At 64.5% G+C, this 19,957-nt stretch carries 15 protein-coding genes; 6 read left to right on the plus strand and 9 right to left on the minus strand.

Translation table 11 applies throughout. The features are described from left to right. Positions 1-3 precede the first annotated feature (3 nt). Both LZA78_RS12410 and LZA78_RS12415 read right to left on the minus strand, forming a co-directional pair. Positions 4-777, minus strand: a complete 774-nt coding sequence (locus LZA78_RS12410) for an enoyl-CoA hydratase-related protein (RefSeq protein ID WP_233677258.1) — start codon at positions 775-777, stop codon at positions 4-6. Beyond that, positions 774-2,606: an AMP-binding protein gene (locus LZA78_RS12415; RefSeq protein WP_306798981.1), complete on the minus strand. Its 1,833-nt coding sequence runs from the start codon at positions 2,604-2,606 to the stop codon at positions 774-776. Before LZA78_RS12415 ends, LZA78_RS12410 begins: the two co-directional genes overlap by 4 nt. A 118-nt stretch (positions 2,607-2,724) precedes the next feature. Here LZA78_RS12415 and LZA78_RS12420 point away from each other — a divergent pair, with 118 nt between their 5' ends. Then, entirely contained in the window at positions 2,725-3,804 is a 1,080-nt protein-coding gene (locus LZA78_RS12420) for a PLP-dependent cysteine synthase family protein (protein ID WP_233677259.1), read from the plus strand. A 5-nt stretch (positions 3,805-3,809) separates the two neighbouring features. Here LZA78_RS12420 and LZA78_RS12425 read toward each other — a convergent pair whose 3' ends face one another. From LZA78_RS12425 to cysD, 5 genes are all read right to left on the minus strand, one after another. Further along, on the minus strand, positions 3,810-4,556 hold the full coding sequence (locus LZA78_RS12425; RefSeq protein ID WP_233677260.1) for a hypothetical protein: 747 nt from the start codon (positions 4,554-4,556) through the stop codon (positions 3,810-3,812). 73 nt (positions 4,557-4,629) lie between these two features. Beyond that, positions 4,630-5,586: a GDP-L-fucose synthase gene (gene fcl / locus LZA78_RS12430; protein ID WP_233677261.1), complete on the minus strand. Its 957-nt coding sequence runs from the start codon at positions 5,584-5,586 to the stop codon at positions 4,630-4,632. 7 nt (positions 5,587-5,593) lie between these two features. Then, positions 5,594-6,715 (minus strand): GDP-mannose 4,6-dehydratase, encoded by a 1,122-nt coding sequence (gene gmd, locus LZA78_RS12435; protein WP_233677262.1) that lies wholly within the window; start codon positions 6,713-6,715, stop codon positions 5,594-5,596. 102 nt (positions 6,716-6,817) lie between these two features. Then, positions 6,818-8,719: a sulfate adenylyltransferase subunit CysN gene (cysN, locus tag LZA78_RS12440; RefSeq protein WP_233677263.1), complete on the minus strand. Its 1,902-nt coding sequence runs from the start codon at positions 8,717-8,719 to the stop codon at positions 6,818-6,820. A 46-nt stretch (positions 8,720-8,765) separates the two neighbouring features. After that, positions 8,766-9,683, minus strand: a complete 918-nt coding sequence (gene cysD / locus LZA78_RS12445) for a sulfate adenylyltransferase subunit CysD (RefSeq protein ID WP_255697437.1) — start codon at positions 9,681-9,683, stop codon at positions 8,766-8,768. 465 nt (positions 9,684-10,148) lie between these two features. On the opposite strand from cysD, the gene LZA78_RS12450 reads away from it, so the two are divergent. The 5 genes from LZA78_RS12450 (at position 10,149) to LZA78_RS12470 (ending at position 18,573) form a co-directional block, all read left to right on the plus strand. After that, positions 10,149-12,332 (plus strand): choice-of-anchor F family protein, encoded by a 2,184-nt coding sequence (locus LZA78_RS12450; protein WP_233677265.1) that lies wholly within the window; start codon positions 10,149-10,151, stop codon positions 12,330-12,332. A 250-nt stretch (positions 12,333-12,582) separates the two neighbouring features. After that, complete coding sequence (locus LZA78_RS12455; protein ID WP_233677266.1) at positions 12,583-13,572, plus strand: Hint domain-containing protein; 990 nt, start codon at positions 12,583-12,585, stop codon at positions 13,570-13,572. Between the two features lie 217 nt (positions 13,573-13,789). Then, a complete protein-coding gene (locus LZA78_RS12460; protein ID WP_233677267.1) occupies positions 13,790-16,081 on the plus strand; it encodes an arginine/lysine/ornithine decarboxylase in 2,292 nt (763 codons plus the stop codon). Between the two features lie 107 nt (positions 16,082-16,188). Beyond that, complete coding sequence (locus LZA78_RS12465) at positions 16,189-17,094, plus strand: LysR family transcriptional regulator (RefSeq protein ID WP_233677268.1); 906 nt, start codon at positions 16,189-16,191, stop codon at positions 17,092-17,094. A 105-nt stretch (positions 17,095-17,199) separates the two neighbouring features. Then, complete coding sequence (locus tag LZA78_RS12470; RefSeq protein ID WP_233677269.1) at positions 17,200-18,573, plus strand: aspartate ammonia-lyase; 1,374 nt, start codon at positions 17,200-17,202, stop codon at positions 18,571-18,573. Between the two features lie 24 nt (positions 18,574-18,597). Here the strand turns inward: LZA78_RS12470 and LZA78_RS12475 are convergent, their stop codons facing one another. Beyond that, the gene (locus LZA78_RS12475) at positions 18,598-19,443 is read right to left on the minus strand and encodes an asparaginase domain-containing protein (protein ID WP_233677270.1); all 846 of its coding nucleotides are present in this window, start codon (positions 19,441-19,443) and stop codon (positions 18,598-18,600) included. 33 nt (positions 19,444-19,476) lie between these two features. Continuing rightward, entirely contained in the window at positions 19,477-19,908 is a 432-nt protein-coding gene (locus LZA78_RS12480) for an Lrp/AsnC family transcriptional regulator (protein WP_233677271.1), read from the minus strand. Positions 19,909-19,957 lie beyond the last annotated feature (49 nt).

Genomic DNA, 19,957 nt, shown 5'->3' on the forward strand with positions numbered 1-19,957 from the left:
TTCTCAGCGGCCTGTCCAGACCGGATCGCGGCGCTCCAGAAAGGCGCGGGCGCCCTCGGCGGCATCGGCGCTGGCCATGATGCGGCGCAGGGTATCGGCGTTCTCGGTCCAGAGATCGGCAACCGGCGCGGTGTCGGTCGCGCGGCTCAGCCGCAGGGTTTCGTGCACCGCTGCCGGGGCATTGCCGTTGATCTGGTGTGCCAGCGCGCGGGCAGCGGCCAAGCCCTCGCCCGCCGGGGCGCGGCGGCTGAGCAGGCCCATCTCCCACGCCTCATCGGTGTCGAACAGCCGCCCCGTCAGCAGGATCTCGCGCGCCCGCGCCGGGGGGATCAGGCTGGCAAGACGCAGCGCGCCGCCCGCGCCGGCAACAAGGCCGCGGATCACCTCGGGGAGGCCGAAGCGGCAACCGTCCTCGGCCACGATCAGATCACAGCCAAGTGCGAGTTCGAACCCGCCCGCCACCGCCGCGCCATGGACTGCCGCAATCAGGGGTTTGCTGCGCTTCGCCTCGGTCAGCCCGCAAAAGCCGCCGTCGCGAAAGAGCACCTCATCGACCTGACCGGCGCCGAAAGCGGCCAGATCCATGCCCGCGCAAAACACCTTTCCGGCGCCGTTCAGAATGGCGACGCGCAGGGCTGGGTCACTTTCGAACCGGGCGATGGCCTCGGCGAGGGCGGTGCTTAGATCGGCATTGATCGCATTGCGCCGGTCCGGGCGGTTAAGCGTGATGGTCGCGATGGCGCCATCGGTTTCGAACAGAACGGGGTGGTCGGTCATGCGGATTGCCCCTCGATCAGGCGTTGGCGCAAGGCGTTGCGGATGATCTTGCCCGTGGTCGTGACCGGCAGATCGGCGGTGAAGTAGATCGCGCGCGGGTATTCGTAAGCGGCCAGTCGGTCGCGGACATGCGCGGCGATTTCGGCTCGCAGCGCGTCTGTGGGTTCGAACCCAGGGCGCAGAGTGATGAACGCGGCCACGATCTCGCCGCGCAGGGCGTCGGGTTGGCCGACCACGCCCGCCATGGCAACGGCCGGGTGGGCGATCAGGCAATCCTCGATCTCGGCCGGGCCGACGCGATAGCCGCCGGTCGAGATGATATCGTCGTCACGTCCCTTGAAGCGCAGCCGCCCGTCGTCGCAACGCTCGCCCCGGTCGCCGGTCACAAGCCAGCGCCCTTCGGGGCCGGTCACGAACTTCGCTTCCGTCGCAGTGGGTTGGCGCCAGTATCCAAGGAACATCACCGGATCTGGCGCAAGGATGGCGACCGCCCCCTCTGTGCCGGGGGGAAGGCGCTGCCCGGTCTTGTCGTCGATGACATCGACCTCGTGGCCGGGAACGGGCCAGCCCATGACGCCCGCCGCCGGAGGGGCAAGCGCCGCGCAACTTGAGACGACCATGTTGCACTCGGTCTGGCCGTAAAACTCGTTGATCGTGACGCCAAGCGCCGCGCGGCCCCACTCAAGCAACTGGCTGCCAAGAGGCTCGCCGCCGCTTGCGACCGAGCGCATTGTGATGCCCCAACTCAGGCTGTCCGGGTCGGCCTTCATCATCTTGAGCGCGGTGGGCGGCAGGAAGGCGTTGCGGATATCGAGCCGCCGGATCAGGTCCACCGCCGCCCTGGCCGAGAATTTGCGAAAACGGCAGGCGACCACCGGCACGCCGTGATGCAGCGCGGGCAGAAGCACATCGAGCAACCCGCCGATCCAAGCCCAGTCCGCCGGAGTCCAGATCCGGTCGCCGGGTTGGGGCAGGAAGTCGTGGCTCATCTCGACCCCCGGCAGGTGGCCCAGCAACACCCGATGCGCATGAAGTGCGCCTTTCGGGTTGCCTGTCGTTCCCGAGGTATAGATCAGGATGGCTGCGCTTTCGGCGGCACTGTCCACCGGGGTGAACGCAGGCGAGGCACTGGCGCGGGCCGCCGCGAAATCCGGTGTGTCCGCCGTGGCGCCATCGACGGTGAAGATCGTCTGCAACTCGGGCAGCGCGTCGCGGATACCCTGGATCAGCGGCAGGCTCGCGCGGTCTGTCACCAGAACCCGCGCGCCACTGTCGCGCAGCCGGTGCAGCAAAGCATCGGGGCCAAAGAGAGTGAAAAGCGGCAGCGACACACAGCCCGCCTTGAAGGCCGCGATATGTGCGACGGCAGTTTCGCGCCGCTGAGGCAGCAAGATCGCCACCCGGTCGCCGGCCTCGCCCCCGCCCGCGTCTAACCCGAGACCGCGCAGCACATTGGCAAAGCGGTTCGATGCGTCGCGCAATTCGGCATAGGTGGTCTTATGCACCGCGCCGTAGCCGTCATCCTCAACCTCGATCAGCGCGACGCGGTCAGGCTCGGTCGCGGCCCAACGGTCGCAGACATCGGTGCCGATATTGTAGCGCGCGGGAACGTCCCACTGGAACGCCGCGCGCGTGGCGGCATAACTGCCTTTGGCCGACAGCATGATTTCCTCCCCTGCGAGGCCCGAGCCCGGGCCTGCCTCCTCCGCCCCCAGAAAAGCGCGCTCGGCGCGTGCTGTCCACAGGCTGCGGAAGTGACGCAGGGTCGCATGGACGATTTGTCCACCCGAAAGCGTGCGTTTGGGCGATCGGTTCGCGCGGGCGCTCATGGACGGAAAACCTGTCTTTATAGGCCGGTTAGGCGCGTTTCCTGATACCGCAGGGGGCTTGGTGCGCTACACTTTGCCCACGCATTTCACGGTCGGAACAGCACAGGGGGACTGCACAATGGCCGAACAGGGTATTCGCACGACGCACGGGCGCGGGCGGCTTTATGACAGCATTCTGGATGCGGTCGGGGATACGCCCGTCATTCGCATCAACAACCTCGCGCCCGAAGGCGTGCGCATGTATGTGAAGGCCGAGTTCTTCAACCCGGCCAGTTCGGTCAAGGATCGCCTTGCGCTGAACATCATCGAGGCGGCCGAACGCTCGGGCACGCTCAAGCCCGGCCAGACGGTGGTCGAGGCCACCAGCGGCAATACCGGGATCGGTCTTGCGATGGTCTGCGCGCAGAAGGGCTATCCGCTTGTGGTGACCATGGCCGACAGCTTCTCGATTGAGCGGCGCAAGCTGATGCGGATGCTGGGGGCGAAGGTGATCCTGACCCCGCGCGCGCAAAAGGGCACCGGCATGTATCGCAAGGCCGCTGAACTGGCCGAGCAGCATGGCTGGTTCCTCGCGCGGCAGTTCGAGACCGACGCCAATGCCGATATCCACGAAAGCACCACCGCGCGTGAGATCATCGCCGATTTCGCGGGTGATCGGCTCGATTACGTGGTCACCGGCTATGGCACCGGCGGCACGGTGACGGGCCTTGCCCGCGTACTGCGGCGCGAGCGCCCTGAAACCAAGATCGTGTTGTCCGAGCCTGCCAACGCAGCCCTGGTGGCCAGCGATATCGCGCAAGAGCGCGGCGCGGATGGCTCGCCCGCGGTCAGCCACCCCGCGTTCGAGCCGCACCCGATTCAGGGCTGGACCCCGGATTTCATCCCGCTCGTGCTGCAAGAGGCGCTGGACAACGGCGGCTATGACGAGCTGATCCCGGTCGCAGGGGGCGATGGCGTGGCATGGGCACGCAAGCTGGCGGCGCAGGAAGGTATCCTGACCGGGATTTCCGGCGGGTCGAGCTTTGCCGTCGCGATGCAGGTGGCCGAGCGCGCGGCGCCCGGCTCGGTCATCCTGGCGATGTTGCCCGACACCGGCGAGCGCTACATGACCACGCCCCTGTTCGACGGGATCGTCGATGACATGGACGCGGAAGAGCAGTCGATCTCGCTCTCGACGCCCGGTTTTCAGATGGGCTGAACCGCTTAGGCGGGCAGGGTCTCGAGGTTGACAGAAACAGCCCCGAGGCCCGTAATCTCGCCCCGAACCTCGATGTCGCCGGCGACATAGGTGAGCGGGTGGATCGTGCCGGTGATGACGACTTGGCCGGGTTGCAGCCCGCCGCAATGATCGCCGATCGCGCGGTGCAGGGCGTGCAAGGTGCCAAGGGCCGAGCCACCGGGAACCTCGGTCGCGCCATCAAGCAAAACCTGTTCACCCGCCTGCATCTGGCCGGTCAGGCGGGTGAAGTCGTTGCCGTCCCAATCGGTCAGCGGGGTGCCAAGGATCAGCCCGGAATTGATCTGGAAATCCGCGAGTTTCACCAGCGGGTCCGCCGCCGCCGGACCGGTGATGCGCGTATCGACCAGCTCGATCACCGGCAGGGGGACGATGCAGGCGGCCACCGCGCGCAGGTAGTCGGGCTGCGCGGGATCGGGCAGTGGGGCGATGATCTTCCAGCCGACCTCAAGCTCGACCCCGATACGATCCGAGACCGGGTAGCGGCTGCCCGAGGGTTGGCAGCGCGCGGCCATGATCGGTGCCATGATCGGTGGCGCGTCGGGTTTCAGGCCCACCTTGAAGCCGCCCGCCGGACCAAGCGCAGCCAGCAGATGTGATTGCACAGCATAGGCCTGCGCCGCCGAGGTCGGTAGCGCCCCTTGCGGCGCAACCCGGGTGCCAGCGCGGTAGGCGGCCAGAAGCTCTTCGGCGAATGTGGTCATCTCGGTCATGGGCGGTCCTATCGTGTCGCGGTCGGGCAATATGACCCGAGCGTCCGCGCGGGTGCAAGACGGCTGTTCGGCGTCAGGACTGTCGCAGGGAGTGTTGGTTGTCGCGATACCAGCGGTAGGTTTGCGCAAGGCCATCGGGCAGGGCGATGCGGGCGCGCCATCCCATCCCAGTAAGGCGGCTGACATCCAGCAGCTTGCGTGGCGTGCCATCAGGGCGCGCTGGATCGAAGGCGATCCGGCCCGCGAAACCGGTGACCCCCGCGATCATCCGCGCCAGTTCCGCGATGCTGATCTCGGACCCCGTGCCGACATTGACATGGCTGCACATCGCCTGTGTCTGTGCGCGCCAGACCTCGGCCGGTAGCGCTATCGCGAACAGGGCGGCCTCGGCCAGATCGTCGACATGCAGGAACTCGCGCAGGGGGGTGCCACTGCCCCAGATGGTGACCTCATCCTCACCGCGCCGCACAGCCTGATGGAAGCGGCGCAGCAGGGCGGGCAGGACATGGCTCTTCTCGGGGTGGAAGTTGTCGCCCGGTCCGTAAAGATTGGTGGGCATCAGCGCGCGGTAATCGGTGCCGTGCTGCCGATTGTAGCTTTCGCAGAGCTTGATCCCGGCGATTTTCGCGATGGCATAGGGCTCGTTCGTGGGTTCGAGCGTGCCCGTCAGCAGCGCCTCCTCGGACATGGGCTGCGCAGCCGCGCGCGGGTAGATGCAGGATGACCCGAGGAACAAAAGCCGTCTCACCCCCGCCGCATGGGCCTGATGGATGACATTGGCCTCGATCATCAGGTTTTCATAGAGGAACTCCGCCGGGCAGGTGGCGTTGGCATGAATTCCGCCGACCCGCGCGGCGGCCAAGATGACCTGATCGGGGCGTTCGGACTGCATGAAGCCGCGCACAGCTGCCTGATCGGTCAGGTCGAGCGCTGCGCGATCGCAGGTGATGACACTGGCCCCGTTGGCTGACAGTCGCCGCAAAATTGCGCTTCCCACCATGCCCCGATGACCCGCAAGGAAAATCCGCATCCCGGCCTCAGCTTGCAATCGAGACCGGCAGCCCAAGGCCGTTCTCCATCAGCAGGCGCTGACGCCGAGCCGCGCGCAGATCCTCGGCCACCATTTCCGCGCACATCTGCCGGACCGAGACCTCTGGTCTCCAACCAAGCTTGTCGCGGGCTTTCGAGGCATCGCCGAGCAGGGTCTCGACCTCGGCGGGGCGGAAGTAACGCGGGTCGATGCGCATCACCACATCGCCGGGCCGCAGCGCCGGGGCCATGTTGCTGGTCACGCGCTCGATGATCGCGACCTCGTCCACGCCATCGCCCTCAAAGCGCAGCGTCACGCCCAGTTCGGCGGCCGACCAGCGGATGAAGTCGCGCACGGAATGCTGCTGCCCGGTCGCGATCACGAAATCCTCGGGCGCATCCTGTTGCAGCATCAGCCATTGCGCCTGCACATAGTCGCGCGCGTGGCCCCAGTCGCGCCGGGCGTCGATATTGCCCATGAAGAGGCAATCCTCGATCCCCTGAGCGATATTCGCCAGCCCGCGCGTGATCTTGCGGGTCACGAAAGTCTCGCCCCGTCGCGGGGATTCGTGGTTGAAAAGGATGCCGTTGCAGGCAAACAGCCCGTAAGCTTCGCGGTAGTTCACCGTGATCCAATAGGCGTAAAGCTTGGCCACGGCATAGGGCGAGCGCGGGTGGAAGGGCGTCGCCTCACTCTGTGGGCTTTGCTGGACCTGCCCGTAAAGCTCGGAGGTCGAGGCCTGATAAAAGCGCGTCTTGCGCTCCAGCCCCAGAAACCGGATCGCCTCAAGCAGGCGCAGCGTGCCCATGGCATCCACATCGGCGGTGTATTCGGGTGCCTCGAAGCTGACCGCGACATGGCTTTGCGCGCCGAGATTATAGACCTCGTCAGGCGCCACCGCCGCCAGGATGCGGGTCAGGTTGGAACTGTCGGTCAGATCGCCGTAATGCAGGTGCAGGCGGGGCGCATCCTCATGCGGGTCCTGGTAGATATGGTCGATACGCTGCGTGTTGAACGACGAGGCGCGGCGCTTGAGGCCGTGCACCTCGTAGCCCTTGGCCAGCAGGAACTCGGCCAGATAGGAGCCGTCCTGTCCGGTGATTCCGGTGATCAGGGCTGTCTTTGCCATCACATCCCTCGGTTGCGTTAATACAACCTTTACGTGTTTGGCGAAATTGAGCAAGGCCCTTGGAGTGAAAAGGGCGGGGCCGGGGCCCCGCCGCTTCGTCCCTTAGGGGATCAGCTTGGCGATGATCAGATCGGCCGCCTCTTCGGGCGTCATCTGCGTGGTGTCGATGCGGATCTCGGGGCTGTCAGGCGCCTCGTAGGGCGAGTCGATCCCGGTGAAGTTCTTGAGCGCACCCGAGCGAGCCTTGGCGTAAAGCCCCTTCACGTCGCGCCCTTCGGCCACGGACAGCGGCGTGTCGATGAAGACCTCGACGAATTCGCCCGGCTGCATCATCGCGCGCACCATGTCGCGCTCGGCCCGGAAGGGTGAGATGAAGGCGGTGATCACGATCAGGCCCGCGTCGGTCATCAGCTTGGCCACCTCGCCCACGCGGCGGATGTTCTCGACCCGGTCGGCGTCGGTGAAGCCCAGATCCTTGTTCAGCCCGTGGCGCACGTTGTCGCCGTCAAGCAGGAAGGTGTGGCGGTTCATCCGCGCGAGCTTCTTCTCGACGATGTTCGCGATGGTGGACTTGCCCGAGCCAGAAAGGCCGGTCATCCAGAGCACGGCGGGCTTTTGGTTCTTCATCCCGGCGTGATGGTCGCGGCCCAGATCGGTTGCCTGCCAATGGATGTTCTGCGCGCGGCGCAGCGCGAAGTGGATCATCCCGGCGGCGACCGTGTGGTTGGTCATCTTGTCGATCAGGATGAAGCCGCCTAGGTCGCGGTTTTCGGCATAGGGCGCGAAGGGGATGGCGCGGTCGGTCGTGATATTCGCCACGCCGATCGCGTTCAGATCCAGCGTTTTCGCGGCCAGATGCTCCATCGTGTTGACGTTGATCTGGAATTTCGGGTGCTGCACCGTCGCCGAGACGGTCTGCGTGCCGATCTTGAGCCAATAGGCGCGGCCCGGAACCATCTCGGTCTCATCCATCCAGACCACGGTGGCCTCGAACTGGTCGGCGACCTCAAGCGGCTCCTTGGCGGCGACGATCACCTGCCCGCGCGAGCAGTCGATCTCATCGGCAAGCGTGATGGTGACGGATTCGCCCGCAACGGCCTCGTCGCGGTCCCCGCCGAGGCTGACAATCCGCGCGACCGTCGAGGTCTTCCCCGAGGGCAGCACGCGCACCTCGTCGCCCAGGCGGACCGAGCCGCTGGCGATCAGCCCCGCGAAGCCGCGGAAGTCGAGATTGGGGCGGTTGACCCATTGCACCGGCATACGGAAGGGGCGCGCCTGATCCGAGGTTGCGTCCAGCTCGACCGTTTCAAGATGCGGGAGTAGCGCGGGGCCGGTGTACCACGGGGTGTTCTCGCTGAGCGCGGTGATGTTGTCGCCTTTGAAGCCCGAGATCGGCATGGCCACGAAATCTTCGATCCCGATGCTGGTGGCAAAGGCGCGGTAGTCGGCGACGATGGCGTCAAAGGTCGCCTGATCGTAGCCCACGAGGTCCATCTTGTTGACCGCGAGCACAATGTTGCGGATGCCGAGCTGATGCACCAGGTAGCTGTGGCGGCGGGTCTGCGTCAGCACGCCCTTGCGGGCATCGATCAGGATCACGGCCAGATCGGCGGTCGAGGCGCCGGTCACCATGTTGCGGGTGTATTGTTCGTGGCCGGGGGTGTCGGCGACGATGAACTTGCGCTTTTCGGTCGCGAAGAAGCGATAGGCCACGTCGATGGTGATGCCCTGTTCGCGCTCGGCCGCGAGGCCATCCACCAGCAGCGCAAAGTCGATCTCTTGCCCCTGCGTGCCCACGCGCTTGCTGTCGGCCTCAAGCGCCGCCAGCTGGTCCTCGAAGATCATCTTGCTGTCGTAAAGCAGCCGCCCGATCAGCGTCGATTTGCCGTCATCGACCGAGCCGCAGGTGATGAAGCGCAGCATGGTCTTGTGCTGGTGCGCCTCAAGATAGGCGTCGATATCCTGGGCGATCAGCGCGTCGGTCTTGTAAACGGTGTCGGTCATGGTCGTGTCTTCTCGCAAGCGGCCGGGGCCGGATGGGGGGAGGGGCTCAGAAATAGCCTTCCTGTTTCTTCTTCTCCATCGACGCGGCCTGATCGTGGTCGATCGCGCGTCCCTGGCGCTCGGATGTGGTGGTCAGGAGCATCTCCTGAATGACCTCGGGCAGCGTCTGCGCCTCGCTTTCGACGGCGCCGGTCAGCGGGTAGCAGCCAAGCGTGCGGAAGCGGACCGAGCGCATCACGGGTTCTTCGCCTTCGCGCAGCGGGAAGCGTTCATCATCGACCATCAGGATCAGCCCGTCGCGCACCACGGTCGGACGCGGGGCCGAGAAATAGAGCGGCACGATCTCGATCCCTTCGAGGTGGATGTATTGCCAGATGTCCAGCTCGGTCCAGTTCGAGATCGGGAAAACGCGCACGCTTTCGCCCTTGGCCTTGCGCGCGTTGTAAAGCCGCCAAAGCTCGGGGCGCTGGTTTTTCGGATCCCAACGGTGATTGGCCGAGCGGAACGAGAACACGCGCTCCTTGGCACGGCTCTTTTCCTCGTCACGGCGGGCGCCGCCGAAGGCCACGTCGAAACCGTAATGATCAAGCGCCTGCTTCAACCCTTCGGTCTTCCACATGTCCGTGTGCAGCGAGCCGTGGTCGAACGGGTTGATGCCCTTCGCCACCGCCTCGGGGTTTTGATAGACCAGCAACTCCATGCCAGCCGCCTTGGCCGCACGGTCGCGCAGCGCATACATGTCACGGAACTTCCAGGTCGTATCGACGTGAAGCAGCGGGAAGGGCGGCGGGGCCGGGTAGAAGGCCTTCTTCGCCAGATGCAGCATCACCGCGCTGTCCTTGCCCACGCTGTAAAGCATGACGGGGTTCTCGGCCTCGGCCACCACTTCGCGCAGGATGTGGATGCTCTCGGCTTCGAGGCGTTGCAGATGGGTGAGGTTCTTGGTCATGGCGGCGCTTTGCATCCCTCGGGTTCGTCTGGCGCTTTTCTATCAGCGGTCGCGCCGGAACGCACCTCTGTTTGGGGGGAGAGTTTTCGAGATTAATCGTTAACACCGGGATAATGGCCGCCTTTGCGTTGGAAACGCCGAAGGTCGTTCCTGCCCTGTTTTCGAGCGCTTCTGACTCGGTGGCAGCAACGGTGCACGGAAAAATTGTATCAACACATACGATTTCGTGAATTCAAGGGTTGCGTCGCGGCAGGCGCGTAAGATAAGTTCGTCTCGTATCAGTGCTTTGTAGTAATTGAACCCGCGCGAACTGCGCCCTCCCTCTGCTGTCGCCAGAGGGTTAGAGGTGTGTTGCCGCGCGTAGCCTCGCCGTATCGGGGGGCGTCGGCTGCCTACAGGGGCCGATCGGGTCATGCGTCTTACGACAAGGCAATCCGACATTCCTGTAGGGAGCATGCTGTGAGCAGAGCTAGCAGAGCCATGTTTGCGACGGTGGCACCGATCGCGCTTTTTTCCATTCTTCCGGCACCGCTTTGGTCGGGCACCTTCGACGATCTGCCCGTGATCGAGGTGACCGGCGACGGCTATATCTTCGCCGATCCCGCCGAGGGCGTGCTTGAGCCGGGGCTGAAGGCGGTCACGCTGGAACCCAACGCCGATTACGACAACACCCAAAACCCGAGCGGCGTCGGCAACTGCCTGATGGCGAACAACCCCGACATCCTCTGCACCGCCCAACAGGGGGCGGGCAAGCGCATCAAGACGCGCCTGACCGGCAAGGATGGCATGGACATTCGACTGAGCACCCAGCCGAGCGAGGGCATCACCGAGTATTTCCTTTACGGCAAGACCTCGAACCTGACCGGCGCGCGGATCACCGGTTTCACCATCGAGTTCGGCACCGGAACGGGCGCGGATTTCGTGGCGATAGATCCGAGCGATCCGGCGACCGCCGCGCTCTTCGATCCTGACTTCAACCCTTATGCGAACCTGCCCGACGGGTTGTTTGGCGACGGTGGTCAGGAAGGCACCGGTATCGGCTTCTTCGATGCCTCGGGCGCCGACATGACGGTCGAAACGGTCAACCCGGCGCTGAACCTCAGCGCGCTGTCGAACGCCACGCACACGACCTATTTCGGCGATGCGCTGCTTGATAACAGCATGGTGCCCGATGCCTATTTCTGGGATGTCACCGGCACCGAGATCGAATCCGACGAACCCGTTCTGGTCGCCTGGCATAACCTGTCCGAAGGCGCCTGGCTTTATGGCAACCTCGGGCTGGAACAGGGCGATCTGGACCTGCGTCTTGCCGCGCTGGCCGATAGCCTTGGCGTGAGCGTCGAGGCTCTGGCCTATACGCCGGGCGGTGCGCTGCCCGAAGAGGTCGTGGCGCTGATGGAGGGCAACGCGCTCTTCGAGGTCGATATCATCGAGGATCTTCGCAACCTCAACCTCAACTTCATGATCGACCTTGGTGATGTTGCAGGCAATGAGGTGACGTTGCGCCTGACGCCGATCTTTGCCGATATCGTGCAGGAAACCCAAAGCGACTATCAATTCGTTACGGCGGCGCAACTCGATGCGGCGGCCAACGTGCCCTATTTCGATCTAGGCAATGCCGAGGAATACCAGTCCGCCATCGCCGCGATCCTCGCTCTGGACGCACCCGAGCAGGCCGAGGCGCTGGAGCGCACGGGTTTCAGCTTCCTCTCCGCCTTCAGCGGGCTTGGCTTCGAGATGGGCCGCGCGCAGGTTCTGGCGTTCGACGGGCTTGGCGCCGAAAGCGGCTCGGACGGGGCGGTTCTGTCCTCGAAGGGGCTGCCGAACGGCTGGATGCTGGGCGCCGACACCTATGGTTTCGTCAGCCTCCAGGGCCAAGCCGCAAGCTATGAAAGCACCGCGAACGGCATCGGCTACGACGTGGACAGCTTCGGCGTGAACGGCGGTGTCGAGCGCATGATCGACCCGACCCTGTCGGTGGGCGTCATGATCGGCGCGGCCAGCGCCACGAGCGACGCCTATAACGACCGCGGCGAGATCGACGCCAAGGGCTATTCCCTCGCGCTCTTCGGCCGCAAGGCCTTTGGCGAGGGCGGCACCGTCCAGGCGATTCTGGGCTATCAGGATCTGTCCTTCGACACCGCGCGCAACGTCATGGACCTGACGGCGAAGGGCGAGACCGATGGCTCGCAGATCTTCGCGGCGATCAAGGCCGATTACATGTTCGAGCGCGGTGCCCTGCGGTGGGGCCCGATGGCCGGGATCGAGTATTACCACCAGAAGGTCGACGGCTTCACCGAAACCGGCGCCGACGCCTGGAACCTTGCGATCGGCGATCAGTCGGGCGACGTGACGGTGGCTTCGCTTGGGGTGAAGGGGGACTATCGCCTTAACGCCTCGGACAGCCGCCTGACCGCGAGCCTGTCCTACAACAGCGCCTCGGGCGACGATCAACTGATCCGGTCGGGCTTTGTCGGCCTGCCGGGCGGCGTGGTGCCGGTCGATGGTTTCGATCAGGACTGGGTCGACGTGGCTGTTGGCTTCTCGTCCTCGCTGCCGGTCTCGAATGGCAAGGGCGCGCGTATCCAGGGCGGCTATGTCGGCTCGTTCGGCGACGATTACGAGAACCACGCAGTGCAGGTCGCGCTGAAGATGGCGTTCTGAGCACATGGAGAAGCTGTCGTCGTTTGAGTGGCGGGCGAGAGGATGCTTCCCACCGGCTGCTCTCCGTGTCGATATCTTGTCACATTCGCTCTAAATTTTCGGGTGGCCCACGTGGCCGCCCATTTAAATTGGTGCCTCATCCTGCGTGTGCCCTGAGTCATGGGACAAACTTCTTGATTGTGTGCCGCCGCCGCCGCTAGGACTTGGGCCAGCAAGGCAAAATTGTTAGGCCGAAGACAGGGGTGCACGATTGGCTGAATACGAGTGGTATCGCACGTGGGTTTCTGAAGCGACCGGAGCAGCGCGGGCGGATTCCGAGCTGATCGTCGTTTGGTTCGATACCGTCGCGCCGAGCGATCCTTCGGGCTACGACCTGATCATCATCGATGTTGACGGCGACGGCAAGATTTCGCCCGACGAATGGGAAGATGCGACCGGTGCGAGCGGCACGAAGTTTCGTGGCGATAACACGAGCGACAGCCTCTACAACCCCGAGCCGTCACTGGGTAAATCGGATGGCTATCTCTACACGACCTATCCGATCGATGCGGGTGACACCGGGTTGCTCGACGATATGGTCAGCGATTTTGTTCCGGTCTATCCGCAGACGCTTGATCCGAATATGCCCTGCTTCGCACGCGGCACCTGGATCGACGTTCCAGGCGGGCGTCGTCTGGTCGAAGATTTGCGCATCGGCGATGAGGTTCTGACTGCCGCCGGGAGCGTGGAGGAGATCCGCTGGATCGGGTCTCGTCGCCTGACGCGCGAGCTGCGCGAGCGTCCGCACCTGCGGCCGATCCGCATCTCGGCGGGTGCCTTGGGGCCGGGTATTCCCTCCGAGGATCTCATCGTTTCGCCTCAGCACCGGGTGCTTGTCCGCTCGCCCATCGCGCAGCGCATGTTCGAGGCTGACCAGGTTCTGGTGCCTGCCAAGCATCTTCTTGGGTATCCCGGCGTCGCCATCGTCGAGGACCTCGATGAGGTCGAGTATTTTCACATCCTGCTCGATGCGCATGAAATCCTGATCTCGAACGGAGCCGAGACGGAGTCGCTCTATCTCGGGCCGCAGTTCCTGAAGACCGCCGGCAGAGCCGCGCTGCGCGAGATCCGCGAGATTTTCCCCGATCTCGAAGATGAAATCCGCCCCTTTGCCCATCCGGTGATTGGGTCGCGCCACGGGCGCAAGCTGGCCGAGCGGCATCTGCGCAATCGCAAACCCCTGACCGTTCCGCGTGGCTGATCCGCCCGCAGGGCGCCGCCCCTTCGCGCCGACTGCACATTTGACGCAGTTGCACGAGGGATGCGGGCGCCTATGTTTCAAGGGCCTTGACGACACCCCCGGTACAGGAAAGAAACAGGTCCAATTTCCGCGCCGCGGCGGCCGGAAACGAGGGGGGCTGGAACGTGTCACCGTACTTTGACTTTCCCGACCGCTGTTTTCCGGATAGGAGACTCCCATGAAATTTCGCTTTCCCATCGTCATCATCGACGAGGACTTCCGTTCGGAAAACTCGTCCGGTCTGGGTATTCGCGCTCTGGCGGAAGCCATCGAGAACGAAGGGTTCGAAGTGCTGGGGGTGACCAGCTACGGTGACCTTTCGCAATTCGCGCAGCAGCAGTCCCGCGCCTCGGCCTTCGTGCTTTCGGTCGATGACGAGGAGTTCACCCCGGGCCCCGAGCTTGACCCCGCGATCATCCGCCTGCGCGACTTCATCGAGGAAGTGCGCTGGAAGAACGCCGATGTGCCGATCTATGTGCATGGCGAAACCAAGACCGCGCGGCACCTGCCCAACGACATCCTGCGCGAGTTGCACGGCTTCATCCACATGTTCGAGGATACGCCCGACTTCGTCGCCAAGCACATCATCCGCGAGGCGAAGGGCTATCTGGAAGGCATCCAGCCGCCGTTCTTCCGCGCGCTTCTGGATTACGCCGAGGATGGCTCCTATTCTTGGCACTGCCCGGGGCATTCGGGGGGCGTGGCCTTCCTGAAAAGCCCGATCGGCCAGATGTATCACCAGTTCTACGGCGAGAACATGCTGCGCGCCGATGTGTGCAACGCGGTCGAGGAACTCGGCCAGTTGCTGGACCATAACGGCGCCATCGGCGCGTCCGAGCGTAACGCCGCGCGGATCTTCAATGCCGATCACTGCTTCTTCGTGACGAATGGCACCTCGACCTCGAACAAGATGGTTTGGCACCACACGGTCGCGCCCGGCGATGTGGTCGTGGTGGACCGCAACTGCCACAAGTCGATCCTGCATTCGATCATCATGACCGGCGCGATCCCGGTCTTCCTGCGCCCGACGCGCAACCATTACGGCATCATCGGCCCGATCCCGCATGCCGAGTTCGAGATCGAGTCGATCAAGGCCAAGATCCGCGCCAACCCGCTGCTGGAAGGCTACGACGCCGAAACGGTCAAGCCGCGCATCATGACGCTGACGCAATCGACCTATGACGGGGTGCTTTACAACACCGAGGTCATCAAGGGGATGCTCGACGGTTATGTCGAGAACCTGCATTTCGACGAGGCATGGCTACCCCACGCGGCCTTCCACCCGTTCTACGGCACCTATCACGCGATGGGCCGCAAGCGCGGGCGTACCAAGCATTCGGTGACCTACGCGACGCAGTCGATCCACAAGCTGCTGGCGGGGATCAGCCAGGCCAGCCACGTTCTGGTGCAGGACAGCCAGGACACCAAGCTCGACCGGCATCTGTTCAACGAATCCTACCTGATGCACACCTCGACAAGCCCGCAATATTCGATCATCGCCAGCTGCGACGTGGCCGCCGCGATGATGGAGCCGCCGGGCGGCACCGCGCTGGTTGAGGAAAGCATCCTTGAGGCGCTCGACTTCCGCCGTGCGATGCGCAAGGTCGATGAGGAATTCGGCGAGGACGACTGGTGGTTCCAGGTCTGGGGCCCCGAGGCGCTGGAAGAGGAAGGCATAGGACGCAACAAGGACTGGGTTCTGCGTCGAACCGACGAGGACGGCGTTCAACTGGCCGATGGTGAGGACAGCTGGCACGGCTTTGGCGACATGGCGCCCGGCTTCAACATGCTCGACCCGATCAAGGCCACGATCATCACGCCCGGTCTCAACCTCGACGGGCGGTTCGAGCCGACCGGCATCCCGGCCTCGATCGTCACCAAATACCTGGCAGAGCATGGCGTCGTGGTCGAGAAGACCGGGCTTTACAGCTTCTTCATCATGTTCACCATCGGCATCACCAAGGGCCGCTGGAACACGCTTCTGGCGGCGTTGCAGCAGTTCAAGGACGACCACGCCAAGAACCAGCCGATGTGGCGCGTCATGCCCGAGTTCTGCGCAAGCCAGAAACGCTATGAGCAGATGGGCCTGCGCGATCTGTGCGATCACGTCCACACGCTTTATGCCAAGTATGACGTGGCGATCCTGTCCACCGACATCTACCTGAGCGACCACACCCCCGCGATGAAGCCAAGCGATGCATTCTCGCATATCGCGCGCCGCACCACGCAGCGCGTGCCGATCGACGAGTTGGAAGGGCGCATCACCACCAGCCTCGTGACGCCCTATCCGCCGGGGATCCCGCTGCTTATTCCGGGTGAGGTCTTCAACAAGAAGATCGTCGAATACCTCAAGTTCAACCGCGAATTCGCGCGCGAATGCCCGGGCTTCGAGACGGATATCCACGGCCTTGTGCAAGAGGTCGGGCCTGACGGGCTGGTGCATTACTTCGCCGATTGCGTCGCCGAGTGATAACAGCGACGGCACGCATCCCGCCCGCCTGGCGGGGTGCGTCTTTCTTTGTCGCCGTGGCCGCGACTTGCTAGGATAGGCGCCAGAACAGGCTCCAAGGGGCATCCATGGATATCGGTTGGCTCGAAGATTTTCTCGCCCTTGCCGAGCTGCGCAACTTTACCCGCGCGGCCGAGTTCCGAAATGTCAGCCAGGCCGCGTTTTCGCGCCGCATCCAGTCGCTCGAAAACTGGTTGGGGACGGGGCTGATCGTGAAGGGCTCGCAACCCGTACGCCTGACCGAGGCGGGCGAGCAGTTTCGCGAAACCGCGCAGGTCTCGGTCGAGCGGCTGCTGGAGACGCGCGCCTCGATCCGCGGGAGCCAGTTCGACGCCATGAGCCAGATCCGTCTGGCCATGCCCAACGTGCTGGCCCGGTCCGAGTTCAAGCGCATTCTGGGGGTGATCGGGCCGCGCACCAAGACCTCGTTTTCGGTCATCGTCGGCACCACAAGCGAGGTGACCGCGCGCTATCTGGCGGGTGATGCCGATATCCTCTTCGCGCATGACGCGCCCGCGCTGCCCACGCATGAGGCGCTTTCCAGCCACGAACGCCTTGCCCTGCGCCGCGACCGGTTTCTGCCCTATGCCACGCGCGATGCGGCGGCGCGCGAACGCTTCGGCTTTCCGGGCACGCCGGGGCAGCCCTTCCCGCTGATCGCCTATTCGCAGCGGGCCTATTTCGCGCGGCTTTTCGAGCATGTTCTGGAACGCGCGCCGCACCGCCCGAGCTACAAGGTCACGGTGCAATGCGATATGTCGGACGTCCTCAAAGAGGTGATCGTGGCGGGCTACGGCGTCGGCTGGCTGCCGCAAAGCACGGTGGACGCAGCCAGCGCCGAGCAGATCGCACCGGTCGATGAAAAGGACTGGGCGATGGAGCTTGATATCTGCGCCTTCCGCCCGCGTCACCCGCTTGGCCCCAAGATCGAGGCGGTGTGGGAGGCCCTTTGCGCCTCGGTCTCGCAGGGCTGATGCAAGCCCTGCATGGGCCATGCGACATCCGCATTGGACTTGCGCGCCCGCGTGACGCTTTTGTGTCGGCAAGCTGCATCGTGCAGCGCGATACAGGAGAAAAACATGCATCACGCGATGCGTATCGAAGAGGACAACCTCGGCCAGATCCACCTGCCAAGCACCTGCCTGTGGGGCATTCACACGCAGCGGGCGATCGACAATTTCCCGATCTCGGGGATGAAGCTGAACCTCTTTCCCGAATTCATCCGGGCATTGGCCTGGGTCAAGACCGCCGCCGCACGGGCGAACCGCTCGCTTGGCGTGCTTTCGGGCGAAAAGGCACGGGTGATCGAAGAGGTCTGCGCCGATATCGTCGCGGGCCGCTACCACGATGCCTTCCGGGTGGACATGATCCAAGGGGGCGCGGGCACCTCGACCAACATGAACGCCAATGAGGTGATTGCGAACCTTGGCCTGATGCGGATGGGCCATGCGCCGGGCGAGTATGACCACCTGCACCCGAACGACGATGTGAACCGCTCGCAATCGACCAATGACGTCTATCCCACGGCCATGCGCCTAGCGATCGTATCGCAATGCGATGATTTCCGCGCGGCCCAACTGCGGCTGGCCGAGGCCTTCAAGGAACGTGCCGAGGCCTTCGCCGATATCCGCAAGATCGGCCGCACCCAGTTGCAGGATGCGGTGCCGATGACGCTTGGCCAGGAATTCGCGGGCTTCGCCGCGACGATCCTTGAGGATGTCGAGATAATCGGGCGCCTCTCGCATCTTCTGCTGGAGGTCAACCTGGGCGGCACCGCCATCGGGACGCGCGTCAACACCCCTGAGGGCTATGCCGAGGCTGCCGTGCGCGAATTGGCCCGCGTGTCGGGGCTGGAGGCGAAACTGGCCACCGACCTGATCGAGGCCTCCTCGGACACTGGCGCCTATGTCACCTTCTCGGGCGTGCTCAAACGCATCTCGGTGAAACTTTCCAAGATCTGCAACGACTTGCGGCTGCTGTCGTCGGGCCCCCGCTCGGGCTTCATGGAGATCCGGCTGCCGGCGGTGCAGGCGGGATCGTCGATCATGCCGGGCAAGGTCAACCCGGTGATCCCCGAGGTGGTGAACCAGGTGGCTTTCCAGGTGATCGGCAACGACCTGACCGTGACCATGGCCGCCGAGGCCGGGCAGCTTCAGCTGAACGCTTTCGAGCCGGTGATCGTGCTCAACGTGCTGCAAAGCATGCGCATCCTGATGCATGCGATGGACACGCTGGCAGAGCGTTGCGTGAAGGGGATCGAGGCCAACGTCAGCCAATGCGAGGGCGCGCTGGAGAACTCGCTGGTGCTGGCGACGATGCTCGTGCCGCATATCGGCTACAGCAAGGCCGCCAAGGTCGCCAAGATCGCGCTGGCCGAGGGCGCGCAGGTCGTCGAAACCGCCGTCAAGATGGGCTATGGCACGGCCGAGGAAATCGAGGCGATGATCCGATAGGAAAGGGGGCCTCGGCCCCCTTTTTCAATTCAGCCACAGCTCGATCAGGGCGGCTTCGGGCGTTTCGGCGCCGCCGTTCTCGACCCCCGCCGCCCAGAGGGGCGCGCCTGCGGCATAGGCGCCGGGGGCAAGCCCGCCCGCTTCGCACTGGCTGACCGCGCGGATACGCTTGCCCGCCCGCACCGCATCCGCCAGCGTCTGCATCAACACAGGATCGTTCATCGCCGTGCCCGCCCCGAACACCCGCAGCACCGCCCCGTCCAGCGCGTTCAGCGCCGCGCGCAGGGCCTCGACCGGAAGCCCGGGCGAGAGGCTGAGGATCGCCAGACGCTCCGCGCCAAAGCGCCGCCGTGCTGGCAGGTGCAAGGGCGCCTGCGGCTGGCTGCGGAAACTGTCAGATGCGTGGCTGTCATGCTTGATCAGCCCCGCGGCCGAGAGCACCCGGCCGGAAAACGCCAGATGCACGCCTTCGCCCGGCAAAAGCACCGAACGCAGCGCAAGGTCGAGATTGCCCTCGGCATCGCCGCCCTGCGCCAGCGGCACCATTGAGCCGCAGAGCACCACGCGCCGACCCGATCCGGCCAGCGCCCGCGACAGCGCCGCGCCGGTGAAGGACATTGTATCCGTGCCATGCGTCACGATCACCGGCATCTCGGGGTGCGCGTCGATCTGGTCGAGCATCCGGTTCCAGTCGGCAGGGCCGACATTGGCACTGTCGAGCAGGGGGGCGAAGACATGGCTGGTCAGGTGAACATCTTCGGACAGACGCGCTGCAATCGCGGCTTCGACCAGCCCCGACTGGGGCGTCAGGCCTTGCGCGCCCGGCACCATGCCGATGGTGCCCCCGGTGTGGATCAGCAAAAGCTTCATGCGTGGCCTCTGGGGTTTCGCAACTGGGGCGGCTTAGTTCGTGACATGGGCAAGCAGCAGGCAGCTTTCGCTATTCAGCACGCCCGGCACCTCGCGTATCTCGCGCAGGACGCGGTCGAAATTGACCAGGCTGTCGGTCTTGATCTCGACCACCAGATCCCAGGCGCCGTTCGTGGCATAGACGGTCGCCACCTCCGGGATGCGGGTCAGGGTGCGGATCACGTTGCGCGACATCTTGCCTTGCAACTCGACCATGGTAATCGCGCGGACCTCACCCTCGACGTCGGTGTCGGTCTCGACGGTGAAACGGCGGATGCGGCCTTCGCGCACAAGCGCCTCAAGTCGGGCCTTGGCGGTGGTGCGCGAGATGCTGACACGGTGCGCCAGTTCGGTGATCGACATGCGCGCATCGTTGCGCAGCGCGGCGATAATCGCGCGGTCGGTGGCGGAGAGGGGCGTGCTCATTGTGCGTCTTGTCCTGCGCGGTATTCAATTTGCGCAGAATAGACGTCAA

The organism is Rhodobacter flavimaris (assembly GCF_021378075.1).
Lineage (GTDB): Bacteria > Pseudomonadota > Alphaproteobacteria > Rhodobacterales > Rhodobacteraceae > Rhodobacter > Rhodobacter flavimaris.